The following is a 12,742-nucleotide window of genomic DNA, read 5'->3' on the forward strand; positions in this document are numbered from 1 at the left end:
TGGAGGTATAGTAATGGCAACAGTCCAAGAGAAGATTGCTTTATTACACAAGAAACTTGAGACTATTAAATTAGGTGGCGGTGAAAAGCGCATTGCCCAACAACACAGCAAAGGTAAAATGACAGCTCGAGAACGTCTTGCTAAATTATTTGATCCTAATAGCTTTGTTGAAATTGACCAATTCGTAAAACATCGCTGCGTTAACTTTGGCCAAGATAAGAAGGAATTACCTGGTGAAGGTGTTGTAACAGGCTATGGTACAATTGATGGTCGCTTAGTGTATGCGTTTGCTCAAGATTTCACTGTAGAAGGTGGTTCTTTAGGGGAAATGCATGCAGCTAAAATCGTTAAAGTACAGCAAATGGCTATGAAAATGGGGGCCCCAATTATCGGTATTAACGATTCCGGCGGAGCTCGTATTCAAGAAGCTGTAGATGCTTTATCTGGTTTTGGTAAAATATTCTTCCAAAATACAGCAGCATCTGGTGTGATTCCTCAAATCTCCGTTATTATGGGGCCATGTGCAGGTGGGGCCGTATATTCACCAGCGATTACAGATTTTATTTACATGGTAAAAAATACATCCCAAATGTTTATTACTGGCCCAGCGGTTATTAAATCCGTAACAGCTGAAGAAGTAACTGCCGAAGATCTTGGCGGTGCTATGGCTCATAATGCAGTATCTGGGGTTGCTCACTTTGCGGCAGAAGACGAAGATGATTGCTTAGCTCAAATTCGCTACTTATTGACATTCTTGCCAAGCAATAATATGGAAGATGCACCATTAGTTGAAACTGGTGATAGCCCAACACGTGCTGATGAAGAGCTTAATTCTTTATTACCAGATAATAGCAATATGGCCTACAATATGCTTGATGTTATTGCTAAGGTTGTAGACAATGGTGAATACTATGAAGTGCAACCATTCTATGCAACGAATATCATTACTTGCTTTGCTCGTTTTGATGGTCAAAGTGTAGGGATTATTGCTAGCCAACCTAAAGTAATGGCTGGTTGTTTAGATATTAATGCATCCGATAAATGTGCGCGTTTCATCCGCTTCTGCGATGCCTTTAATATTCCTTTAGTTACGTTCGTTGACGTACCAGGCTTCTTGCCAGGGACAAACCAAGAATGGGGCGGCATTATCCGTCACGGCGCTAAAATGCTTTACGCATACTCTGAAGCTACTGTACCAAAGGTTACGGTTATTACTCGTAAAGCTTATGGCGGTGCCTATATTGCTATGTGTTCCCAACATTTAGGGGCTGACCAAGTATTTGCTTGGCCAACAGCGGAAATCGCTGTTATGGGGCCAGCTGGGGCTGCTAATATTATCTTCAAACGGGATGAAGATAAAGAAGCAAAAACTGCACAGTATGTAGAAGAATTTGCTACTCCTTATAAAGCAGCAGAACGTGGCTATGTAGATTCTGTTATTGAACCAAAAGAAACGCGTCCAGCGATTATTCGCTCCCTTGCCATGTTAGCAAGTAAACGTGAAAATAGACCACCTAAGAAACATGGTAATATTCCATTATAATTAGTAGTCTGTTATTACGTATAAGAAGGGAAGCACCATATGGACATTCAAAATATGCTGATTGCATTGGGCGGTATTATTGTGCTCTTTATTATTGTTAAAATGGTAAAGCGCAATCAACAGACTGCTCAAGCGTCTACAACTGAAGCACAAGCTTCAACACCTGTTGCCAATGCAGCACATGAGGTGCAAAGTAAGGCGAATGCAGAGGCACCTGTAGAGGAGGACGTTATGGCTGTAATTGCCGCTACTGTAGCAATGCAGGAGGAAGAAGTTATTGCAGTTATTGCTGCTGCTGTGGCAGCTATGGGCTATGATTCCGATCAAATTGCCTCAATTAAACCAGCAAAACTTAAAAATTGGACATTAGAAGCAAGAATAAGTGGCAGACGCCAAGGATAATCTAGGAGGTTATACGATGAAAAAATTTGTTATTACTGTAAATGGTACGGCTTATGATGTAGAAGTTAATGAAGTGGGTGGCACATCTGTGGCTCCAGCAGCGGCACCTCGTGCAGCAGCACCAACACCTGCTCCAGCACCTGTAGTAGCACCGGCTCCTACGCCAGCTCCTGCAGCACCAGCAGCGGCTCCTGCACCAGCAAAAGCAGTGCTAGCTGGCGCATTTAGCGTAAACTCTCCTATGCCTGGCAAAATCATTTCCGTTGCAGTTAAATCTGGCGACGCAGTAAAAGCTAATACAGTGGTATGTATTTTAGAAGCTATGAAAATGCAAAATGAAATTGTAGCTCAAAAAGATGGCGTAGTTGCAGATGTACGAGTAGCTGCTAATCAGTCTGTAAAAGCTGGTGAAGCACTTGTTGTAATCGAGTAATTTACACCTATTGGCAGATTGAGTGTTTGATTTCAATTGACCGATTTAGGGGGGGATTGCTCAAGGGTAATTTCCCCCCTATTTTTATAGGTGGATAGGTGTAAATTGGCTTGGTGTAGGAGGGCTTTTTATGAGTTCGTTATTTGTTGAATACCCTTGGTTAAATGAATTATTAATGGGCTTTACAGGCTTTCATGTAGGTCATTTAATCATGCTTTGCATTGGTGGGTTGCTAATTTTCTTAGCTGCTCGCTATGATTATGAACCAGTACTTTTATTGCCTATGGGTTTTGGCTGTATGTTAGCTAATATTCCTTTCTCTTCAGCAGTATCCGAAGAGGCCGGAGCAGTAGGGTTTTTGATTACCTTATACCAATCGGGCATTGCAAATGAATTATTTCCTGTACTTATTTTTATTGCCATTGGCGCTATGTGTGATTTTACACCACTCATGCGTAGACCGTCAGTTATGCTATTTGCAGCGGCTGCACAATTTGGTATTTTTGCTACTGCTATTGGCGGAGCCTTACTAGGTTTTGATTATGTACATGCTGCAGCTATTTCCATTATTGGTGCCGCTGATGGTCCCACTACTATTTATGTGGCATCTCGTCATGCTGTCGACATGTTAGGACCATTGTCTGTGGCAGCTTATTGCTACATGTCTTTAGTACCAGTTATTCAGCCACCAGTTATTAGAGCGATTACGTCTAAGAAAGAACGGCAAATTCGCATGGATTTTGAAGAAGAAAAACCAGTATCGAAAATGGCGAAAGTATTATTCCCTATTATGATTACTATCATTGCAGGGATTGTAGCACCTATTTCGGTAGCTTTGATTGGGGCCTTAATGTTTGGCAACTTATTAAAAGAATCTGGCGTTACTGACTCCCTATCCCAAGCAGCACAGAATGAATTATCTAACCTTGTTACCCTCGTGCTCGGTATTACTGTAGGTTCCACCATGACGGCGGACAATTTCTTGACTTTAGATGTTTTTAAAATTCTCTGCCTTGGTGCTGTAGCCTTCGTATTTGATACAGTAGGGGGCATAGTATTTGCTAAAATTTACAATCTTTTTGCTAAAAAGAAAATTAATCCTATGATTGGGGCTTGTGGTATTTCTGCATTCCCTATGTCTGGTCGTGTAGTAGCTAAGATGGCATTAAAAGAAGATAATACAAACTTTATTATTCAACATGCCATTGGTGTTAATGTGGCCGGTCAAATTGCATCCGTAGTGGCTGGTGGTTTAGTATTAGCTTTAATCCCAGCACTTGGTCAATTAATTGCTCGTTAGTAGAGGAGGGGATCCTATGACTGATGTAGAAGCAGCTGTATTGCAAATGTGTATTGCATTACCTGTAATGTTTATTGTAATTTGTGGCTTTATTTTAGCTACTAAAGGGTTAGTAAGTTTATTCCCTGAAAAAGATGCATAATAATTAACATATCCACCTGAAATAACCACCTCAACGATGGCTGTACGAACAGTGTATTTTTGAGGTGGATTTTTTTTGTCTGTTCTACGGCTATTTAATTGAGAATAAAACCTAATTTAAAATTCATCTTTTGTAAAATTAAATGAGAATTAAGTAGATGCCTATTCTTGGGAAATACATAAGGTGTAGAAAATGAAAATGTGTATCAAATAGCGTAATAGAGCCATTGTTCTATGCAAAATAGTTGTAGGCACTTGCTAAAAAATAATAACAAATCATTCTCCATAAGTTTGACAAGAAGGAAAAATCGTGTCATAATGAGAATATAAATTTTAAGGTAAGTTCCTTAACGAGTTGATAATCAAGAAGTTATCTAGTATATTTTTTTGGAGGTGTCCAATCATGAGAGTTATCGGTGATGAATGTATTAAATGTGGTTCTTGTGCTTCTGTGTGTCCAGTAGGCGCTATCAGCGAAGGCGAACTTAAATACGAAATCAATGACACTTGTATCGACTGCGGTTCTTGCGAATCCGTTTGCCCAGTTGGTACAATCCATCCAGCAGAATAATTTGGATGCTTAAAGCCCTCTTCGGAGGGCTTTTTTTGTATGTAAATTTTTTTATGGACGTTTTTCTTATCTGTAGTTAGAGTCTACGCTTCATAGATTGTAAGCGTAGGCGTTTTGTATTACACTAACCTCTGAAGACTTATGTATTACTTACGAAATATGTATTAATCATGCAAAAGAGGTGTAAGGATGGATAATAAGAAGATTGGTCAACTTATTTTGCAGTTGCGCACAGAAAAAGGTTTGACACAGCAAGAAGTGGCCGAGCTGCTCCATATAACTAATAAAACGGTGTCTAAGTGGGAATGTGGGAAGGGGGTACCGGATATTGCCTTATGGGAGCCTTTAGCTCAAGTATTAGGGGCAGATGTATTAAAATTATTACAAGGTGGTTTGGCACAAAATTGCAGTGATATGGGAAATATTCGGCGTATAAAGATTTATGTTTGCCCTCACTGTGGTAATATTTTAACTAGTACAAGTAATGCGCATTTAAATTGTTGTGGGAGGCAATTAGAACCCCTTCATTTTAGCCCTGGTGATGATAGGCATCGCCCAAGTATTGATAGTGTAGATGGTGATTTTTATATACACTTTAATCATCCTATGACTAAATCAGATTATATTTATTTTGTTGCATATGTATATGATGATTTCCTTTGGTTACAGCGATTATATGCAGAGCAAGAGGCGGCGTTACGAATCCCGTGGATGAAACGCGGTGGCAAGCTGTTAGTATACTGTAATCATGGAGCGTTTGTATATAATCGAGTATTTTAAATTAGGAAAATAAAAAGACCATACTTTGAGGTATGGTCTTTTTTTCGTACCTCGAAGGACTGAGTCAATGAATCGGTGGCGGTGTTAGTCGATGAATCAGTGGATGAGGCGGTAAATGAATCAATGAGACAGTCAATGAGTGGATGAGGTAGTGCTAGTCGATACGATATAAGTTTATAAGGGATGAGAATAGACAAATTGATTCTTTATAGCTTACAATAAAGAGTAATAAACTATAAAAAGGATGAGTATAAGAGATGGTTTTATATGTAATAATCGGATGTTTATGGCTGATTTTAGATCAATTTACGAAGATTTATGTGCAGCAGTCGATGCACTTAGGTGAATCTATAGCGATTATACCTAATGTATTTCATTTTACTTATATTTTAAATAAAGGTGCCGCTTTCGGTATATTGGAAGACCAAAGGGTATTTTTTTTGACTATTGTAATCATACTGTTAGGTGTGCTTTTTTATTTACGCCAATACATAATGAATGGTTCTAGAGCGCTAAAATTAGGCACGGCGTTATTAGTGAGTGGCGCGCTTGGCAATGGCTGGGATCGCTTTCATTTAGGTGCAGTAGTAGATTTTTTCGATTTTAGAATATGGCCAATTTTTAATATTGCTGATATTGGTATTTGCCTTGGTGTGGCGGCCTTGATTTATCATGTGTGGCGCCAACCGGAGAAGGGAGATAAATAGATGAGTCAAATAGATATAATCACTGAGGATGCATTACAGGCAAATTCATCGTCTCAGGCTGGCGAAGTGAAACAGTTTACAGTGCCTTCTACGGCAGAAGGGACCCGGTTAGATGTGTATTTAACGGACTTATTAGAAGGGTCCCGCAGTTATGTGAAACAGCTTGTAAAGCAGGGCCTTGTAAAGGTAAATGGCAAGGGGGGCAAAAGCAATTTAAAATTGTCCAGTGGTGTCCTTGTAGAAGTGGAAATTCCAGCACCACAATCGGTAGAAGTAAAACCAGAGAATATTCCCCTCAATATTTTATTTGAAGATCACGATATAATTATTATCAACAAAGCCCGTGGCATGGTAGTTCATCCTGCAGTGGGCAATTATAGCGGTACCTTAGTGAATGCTCTTTTATATCATTGTAAGGATTTGTCGGGGATTAATGGTGAAATTCGCCCTGGCATAGTGCATCGCTTAGATAAGGATACATCAGGTGTTATGATGGCAGCTAAAAATGATGCAGCTCATATCGGTTTGGCTGAACAGGTAAAAGCCCATACAGCGCAGCGCACATATTATGCATTGGTACAAGGCAATATTGTAGAAGAGCGCGGCGTTATTAAAGCGCCTATTGGCCGTCATCCTAAAGATCGAATGAAAATGGCCGTTGTGTTTGAAAATAGTAAGGATGCGATTACTCATTTTAAAGTGTTGGAACGATATGGCAAGCATACCTTAGTTGAATGTCAGTTAGAAACTGGCCGGACCCATCAGATTCGCGTTCATTTTGCACATATAGGACATCCTGTAGTTAATGATCCTTTCTACGGGTATAGAAAAATGGACTTTCCTATTGAGGGACAGGCTCTTCATTCGCATAGTTTACGATTGACACATCCTATTACGGGGAAGGAATTGTATTTTGAAGCACCTTTACCAGAGGACTTTTTAGCATCTATTGAATATGCAAAGGAACATAATCGTTAATTAGCTGAGCCTTTGACGATATATGTGAGGAGGATATGATGGCAGATAAAGTAAAAGACTTAGGCCGTGATGGGGATAGTCGTATTTTAATGGATGAGCAAGCTATGATGCGCGCTGTGCGCCGTATTAGCCATGAAATTTTAGAGCGTAATAAAGGCTTAGAAAATGCCATGATCATCGGTATTGAGCGGCGCGGTATTTACTTAGCGAATCGCTTGCAGAAACAGATTGAAGCCATTGAAGGCACGTCTATTGAAGTAGGAACTATGAATGTGGCACTCTATCGAGACGACCGCAATACTAAAGCTAAAGAAGGAACCCCGTTTACCCTAGATACAACAGGGAAGCTAGTTATTTTAGTGGATGATGTGCTATATACGGGACGGACCATTCGAGCCGCTTTAAATGCATTAATGGAAGTGGGGCGGCCTAGAGCCATTCAGCTGGCTGTTTTAGTGGATCGTGGCCATCGTGAGTTGCCCATTCGGGCTGACTATGTGGGAAAAAATATTCCTACCTCTCATTCCGAAACGGTTCGCGTTAATGTAGTGGAACAAGATGGCGTGGATAGCGTTACGATTTCCTAAATTAGGACACAATGTTTGATGACATAGATGGCTAATTGGGATTTTTAATGTTACTTTAAGATGGTTAGATGTGATTAATAGTATTTGATGATACGAAGATATTTAATCACATTTTGGATTTTTTTAGGGTGATTGGGCGTATAAAAAGGAGCTGTAACTTAAATGTGGGATACTCCACATTTGGTTACAGCTCCTTTATGTATGTAGGCATATATGCTACATATTATTTTATAATTTTAAACTTTTATATACAAAGGTGATCGATAAAAATCTTCATGTCCGCTTCGTAAGTCTATATTGGCATTACATAGGGCCTGTATGTCCGTGGCCTTCATATCGAGGGTGAGGAGTGTATTGGTTAAGGCCAAGTCGGCCTTTGCGCTTTGTTGGACAAAGGGACCCCATTTTTGCACGACGGGGATGGTGTGGGTATGTGCTTTTAGCCATGGTCGCGCCATATCAGTAAATCCCAAGAGGCGTGCATAGGTGGGACCTATGTGATGGGCTTCATCTTGGAGTGCTTTGGTAATGCCTAAAACAGTGTAAGTTCCCATGCGTTGTAAACGGGCATAAGTATAACGCTTAGATTTAATTTGCTCTAAGGCGAGGGGCCAGGAATTTGCTTCGCTTGCCTTAGTCCATCGGCGCTCGAGACCTTCTGTAAAATCTGGTAAAGTAACTAATGACTCCATTGTATGTAGGCGACTTTGATAATGCACTAAATCGTTATAGCGCTTGTAATCTACATAATTTTGCGTACGTAAACTTTCTTGCACTGATGTGCGGATTGATGGTGGGAAAAAGCGACTCATAGAGTTTAAGTCAATATTATGGGCGTTTTTTATGGCTTCATCATGGGCATTTTTTATAGCTTCCCTTAAGGCTGAGCCAGATGGAAGTGATGTAGCTCTCGAGGAATGCCTTGTAGAAACCGATGCTGGCAAGATGCGGCTATGGTGTGCAGACTCGCGTAAAATGGGCAATATAGAGAGGGGCAGTTTATATTTTTGAATCCCTTTAATATATTCTAAGGCTAATATATTATTGGGTCCGTCTAAAACTTGTTGAAGCGTTGCATTTGAGAGTTCTAGATTTACCGCATCGGTAGTGTTGAGAGTTTGTGCGCCTTTGGTGAGCGTTGGATGATTGACTAGCCCCTGTTGACTGCTTAAGCTAATAGCTTGCCGTAAAGCAGTGCCATAGGAAAGACCTTGGGCGAGCAAGCGTTGACAATTTTGTTGCACTGTATCACTTTCGCTGAGCGCGGCAATGTTCCAAAGAACTGAAGGATTGTCAGTTTCGGCTCCAAAGGCGAGAGTAGTGATACCAAGAGCACTTAATAAACGTACCGCCCCAGCAGCAAAGCGTTCCGCATTGGCGGTGGCAAAGATGGTAGGTAACTCCACTACAGCATGAACACCTGTTTGTAGGGCCCAGGTAGTGCGAAGAAATTTATCGAACAAAGCGGGCTCCCCACGTTGCACAAAGGAGCCACTCATAGCGACGATGATCAGGGCATCAGGATATAAGTCTTTGATTTTCTGAATTTGATATGCATGCCCTAAGTGAAAGGGATTGTATTCGGCAATGATGCCAATAAGTTTCATAAGAACTCCTTCTTTACGTAATTTGTTTGAAGTAAGGGGGATATACAGTGTATTGATGTAAGCTGTATATACAATGTATTAGTGTAAGATGTATATACAAGTGTATTGATGTAAGATGTATATACAAATTGGCTATGTAATTGTATATACAAATCATAGATACTAGTTTAATTTATTATAGCAGAAAAATGCATATGAATTTCACGTATGTTATGTATGTGTTAATTTTATGCAGGAATTTAATAAAAAATGGTGGCTAAGGGCAGGAGTAAAGTGTTATAATGAAAATGCACGTATGAATGCATATAATTGCATGCAATTCGCCTAGTTCGTAGCATCTGATGGCCGTTAATTGATGAAAAACATAGGTGCAAAAGATATGAATCGAGGAAATGTATGAAAAAGTGGCTTACAATCCTTTTAATGGGGGTTATGTTAGTATTTATAAGTGGCTGCAGTAGTGACAATGCCATCGATAATTATAGCTTTGGTCATAAAGTCATTAAAGCCGGTCAGTCTGAAGTGACCTATGAACTTCCTTTTGATATTGGCGTACAGCCTAATACCACTGCAAATGCCTTAGGATATCCTGTTACTACATATTTAGGGGCGGATAAGAATTTCTTAGTTTCTATTGAAGCTATTTCGCCTAAAGCAGGGCAGGCCTTACCAACGGCAGATGCGTATGCAAAGGAAACTCAAGCATTCTTTGAAAAAAGTTTTGGATCAAAATTAAAATGGCAAGCTAATGCCACTACGATTGATGGCGTCAATGGCGTAAAAGCGGATGCTGAACTCGTAGCAGAACAAGCAAAAATTCATTTCTTCCAATATACCTTTGTAGATAAAGGCGTATTGTGGAATATTACCTATCAGTATCCTATTAATAGTACAATGGGTGCTCAGATTTCTGACCTGGTGGTAGGAAAAATTCAAATTACTAAGAAAGAGGGATAAGTAATGAACGTTTTAGTAGTAAACTGTGGCAGCTCTTCCTTAAAGTACCAATTAGTGGACATGACAAATGAAAGCGTATTGGCAAAAGGGCAATTTGAAAAAATTGGTGCAAATGATGCAATTTTCACTCACAAACGTCCTAGTGGTGATAAATTAGAAAAAGTGGAACCAATTTTAGACCACAAAGCAGCACTTAAAATCTTGCTCGACATTTTAGTTGACAAAGAATACGGTGTAATTGCATCTATGGATGAAATTGATGCAGTAGGTCATCGTGTAGTACATGGTGCTGAAAAGTTTGCTGACTCTGTATTGATTAATGATGAAGTTATGGCTGCGTTGAATGAATGTGCAAAAATGGCACCTTTACACAACCCACCAAACATTCAAGGTATTGAAGCATGCCAATCCATTATGCCAAATGTACCACAAGTAGCTGTATTTGATACTGCTTTCCATCAATCCATGCCTCCAGAAGCTTACTTATATGGCCTTCCATTAGAAGTATATGAAAAATACGGCGTTCGTCGTTATGGCTTCCATGGTACTAGCCATCGTTATGTAGCTGATCGTGTTGCTGAATTAATGGGCAAACCACTTAGCGAATTGAAAATTATTTCTTGCCACTTAGGTAATGGTTCTTCCGTTACAGCTGTAAAAGGTGGTAAATCTGTGGATACTTCCATGGGCTTTACTCCACTTGCCGGCCTTGTAATGGGGACTCGTTGCGGTGATATCGACCCAGCTATCGTACCTTTCTTGATGGATAAAATGAACTTGTCCACTAAAGAAGTTGACGATTTAATGAACAAAAAATCTGGCGTACTTGGTATTTCCGGTGTGTCCAATGACTTCCGCGTGCTTGAAGAAGCAGCAGAAGCTGGCAATGAAAAAGCTAAATTAGCTCTTGATATGTTCCACTACAAAGTACGTGCTACTATCGGTGCTTATGCAGCTGTTATGGGCGGTGTAGACGCTATCGTATTCACTGCTGGTATCGGTGAAAATGGTATTGGCAACCGCGAAGCAATTTGCCAAGGCTTAGAATACTTAGGCACTGAACTTGACAAAGAACGCAACAATGTACGTGGTAAAGATACTGAAATTAGCGTGGAAGGTGCAAAAGTAAAATTATTTGCAATTCCAACTAACGAAGAAATTATGATTGCTCGCGATACACAACGCTTAGCAAAATAATTAAAACTTTATACAATTAATTAACAATGTTAATTATAGCGCGCAGTACCTTCGGGTACTGCGCGTTGTGGTTTAGGAACTTAAAAAAGGAAAGAACGAATGAAATCAAAATCTACCGTATTTGATGTGCCGTTTGTATTGCTTGCTTCCGCCTCACCTAGACGGCGTGAATTACTCAGTCAATTTGGATTGTCTTTTACCGTGGTGAAAAGCACTTATGAAGAAACCCATGAAACTTGGACTGACCCAGCTCAATATGTTATGACTCAAGCACAGGGGAAGGCACGAGCCGCCGTTGTAGGCGGCAGTCCTAAAGAGGCGTATGTAGTTATGGGCGCTGATACTATCGTAGTATTTAATCATCAATTATTAGGCAAACCTGAGGATGAGACAATGGCAAAACATATGTTGAAGGAACTATCAGGCAAGCGACACCAAGTTATGACCGGCCTTTGCCTTCGCTATATAGAGCCAAAACAAGGTGTTGTGCGAGAAAAAGCATTGTGTGTTAGTACTGATGTAGAATTCTATGAGCTTTCTGAAATGGAAATAAATAATTACGTAGCTACCGGTGAACCTATGGATAAAGCTGGTGCTTATGGAATTCAAGGCTTAGGGGGATATTTAGTAAAAGCCATTCATGGGTCCTATACAAATGTAGTGGGTTTACCCGTGGAAGTTGTACTACGAGAATTAAACGCTCTAAAAGGGCAAATCTAGGAGGGCAGATCTAAAAGGGCCGATTTAAAAGTAAATATGTAAAAATGTATAAAATGTACCTAGGGAGGTTTATATGGGACAAAATACATGGTGTGTAGGGGAAGGGCCTCGAGAAAAGTTTGTAGATTTAGGGGCTAATGGTTTATCGACGATTGAACTTATTGCTATTTTATTACGCACAGGTCGTAAGGGATGCTCTGTTTTAGAGGTCGCTAAAGAGGTGCTCGACTCTATTGTTGATGGAGCCTATGGTTTAAATGATGTAACTGTTGAACGATTACAACAAGTTAAGGGCATTGGCCGTGATAAGGCGGTGACTCTTTGTGCTGCCATTGAGTTAGGACGCCGTCTAGGACAAATGCGTGTGAAGCATTTGTACGAAGACTTCAGTTCCCCTAAGGCTGTAGCCGCCTATGCGATGGAACGGTTGCGACATGAGCGAGAAGAAAATTTTTGCGCCGCTTTCCTAAATTGCAAGAATAAACTCATCCGATTAGAGACCATCTCTATTGGAGGATTGACAGGCAGTTTAGCAGAGCAGCGCAGCGTATTTAGACGAGCCTTGGAAGCAAATGCAGCGAGTTTGATTTTAATTCACAATCATCCATCTGGTGATGCCACACCTAGTGATGAAGATGTGCGAATTACTAAAATCTTTAAAGCTGCCGGTGATGTAATGGGGATTCCTGTTCTTGACCATGTAATTATTGGTGATGGAATTTATGTTAGCCTTTGTGAAGATTCGCTGCTATAAACTGTATGTTAGCTTTTATAACTAGGAGTAATCTGCGTATCGGGAATATACAAAATCTCCTTGAA

The 12,742-nt window shown here is 40.2% G+C and carries 15 protein-coding genes; 14 read left to right on the top strand and 1 reads right to left on the bottom strand.

Annotation, left to right across the window (positions count from 1 at the left end; all coding sequences use genetic code 11):
* Positions 1-13: 13 nt before the first annotated feature.
* The 10 genes from Q0376_RS03335 to pyrR all read left to right on the top strand — a co-directional run bounded on the left by Q0376_RS03335 (position 14) and on the right by pyrR (position 7,442).
* A complete protein-coding gene (locus Q0376_RS03335) occupies positions 14-1,543 on the top strand; it encodes a carboxyl transferase domain-containing protein (protein ID WP_298704086.1) in 1,530 nt (509 codons plus the stop codon).
* Between the two features lie 39 nt (positions 1,544-1,582).
* Positions 1,583-1,945: a hypothetical protein gene (locus Q0376_RS03340; protein WP_298704090.1), complete on the top strand. Its 363-nt coding sequence runs from the start codon at positions 1,583-1,585 to the stop codon at positions 1,943-1,945.
* A gap of 16 nt (positions 1,946-1,961) precedes the next feature.
* The gene (locus tag Q0376_RS03345; RefSeq protein ID WP_298704092.1) at positions 1,962-2,378 is read left to right on the top strand and encodes a biotin/lipoyl-containing protein; all 417 of its coding nucleotides are present in this window, start codon (positions 1,962-1,964) and stop codon (positions 2,376-2,378) included.
* A 130-nt stretch (positions 2,379-2,508) separates the two neighbouring features.
* The gene (locus Q0376_RS03350) at positions 2,509-3,678 is read left to right on the top strand and encodes a sodium ion-translocating decarboxylase subunit beta (RefSeq protein WP_298704095.1); all 1,170 of its coding nucleotides are present in this window, start codon (positions 2,509-2,511) and stop codon (positions 3,676-3,678) included.
* 16 nt (positions 3,679-3,694) lie between these two features.
* Positions 3,695-3,820 (top strand): hypothetical protein, encoded by a 126-nt coding sequence (locus Q0376_RS03355; RefSeq protein WP_298704097.1) that lies wholly within the window; start codon positions 3,695-3,697, stop codon positions 3,818-3,820.
* Between the two features lie 402 nt (positions 3,821-4,222).
* Positions 4,223-4,390, top strand: a complete 168-nt coding sequence (locus tag Q0376_RS03360; protein ID WP_295197722.1) for a DUF362 domain-containing protein — start codon at positions 4,223-4,225, stop codon at positions 4,388-4,390.
* 189 nt (positions 4,391-4,579) lie between these two features.
* On the top strand, positions 4,580-5,170 hold the full coding sequence (locus Q0376_RS03365; protein ID WP_298704099.1) for a helix-turn-helix domain-containing protein: 591 nt from the start codon (positions 4,580-4,582) through the stop codon (positions 5,168-5,170).
* Between the two features lie 257 nt (positions 5,171-5,427).
* Entirely contained in the window at positions 5,428-5,877 is a 450-nt protein-coding gene (gene lspA, locus Q0376_RS03370; protein ID WP_298704101.1) for a signal peptidase II, read from the top strand.
* A 66-nt stretch (positions 5,878-5,943) separates the two neighbouring features.
* Positions 5,944-6,855, top strand: a complete 912-nt coding sequence (locus tag Q0376_RS03375) for an RluA family pseudouridine synthase (protein WP_298704184.1) — start codon at positions 5,944-5,946, stop codon at positions 6,853-6,855.
* A gap of 38 nt (positions 6,856-6,893) precedes the next feature.
* Positions 6,894-7,442, top strand: coding sequence for a bifunctional pyr operon transcriptional regulator/uracil phosphoribosyltransferase PyrR (gene pyrR / locus Q0376_RS03380; protein ID WP_298704103.1), 549 nt, complete (start codon positions 6,894-6,896; stop codon positions 7,440-7,442).
* A gap of 236 nt (positions 7,443-7,678) precedes the next feature.
* On the opposite strand, the gene Q0376_RS03385 is transcribed toward pyrR, so the two are convergent.
* Positions 7,679-9,049: a nucleotidyltransferase family protein gene (locus Q0376_RS03385; protein ID WP_298704105.1), complete on the bottom strand. Its 1,371-nt coding sequence runs from the start codon at positions 9,047-9,049 to the stop codon at positions 7,679-7,681.
* 396 nt (positions 9,050-9,445) lie between these two features.
* Between Q0376_RS03385 and Q0376_RS03390 the strand changes: the two genes are divergently transcribed.
* From Q0376_RS03390 to radC, 4 genes are all read left to right on the top strand, one after another.
* A complete protein-coding gene (locus Q0376_RS03390; RefSeq protein ID WP_298704107.1) occupies positions 9,446-10,006 on the top strand; it encodes a hypothetical protein in 561 nt (186 codons plus the stop codon).
* Positions 10,007-10,009: 3 nt separating this feature from the next.
* The gene (locus tag Q0376_RS03395; protein WP_298704109.1) at positions 10,010-11,203 is read left to right on the top strand and encodes an acetate/propionate family kinase; all 1,194 of its coding nucleotides are present in this window, start codon (positions 10,010-10,012) and stop codon (positions 11,201-11,203) included.
* A 99-nt stretch (positions 11,204-11,302) separates the two neighbouring features.
* Positions 11,303-11,923: a nucleoside triphosphate pyrophosphatase gene (locus Q0376_RS03400; RefSeq protein ID WP_298704111.1), complete on the top strand. Its 621-nt coding sequence runs from the start codon at positions 11,303-11,305 to the stop codon at positions 11,921-11,923.
* Positions 11,924-11,996: 73 nt separating this feature from the next.
* Positions 11,997-12,677: a DNA repair protein RadC gene (radC, locus tag Q0376_RS03405; protein ID WP_298704113.1), complete on the top strand. Its 681-nt coding sequence runs from the start codon at positions 11,997-11,999 to the stop codon at positions 12,675-12,677.
* Positions 12,678-12,742: the final 65 nt, after the last annotated feature.

The organism is uncultured Veillonella sp., assembly GCF_937981445.1.
Taxonomy (GTDB): Bacteria; Bacillota; Negativicutes; order Veillonellales; family Veillonellaceae; genus Veillonella_A.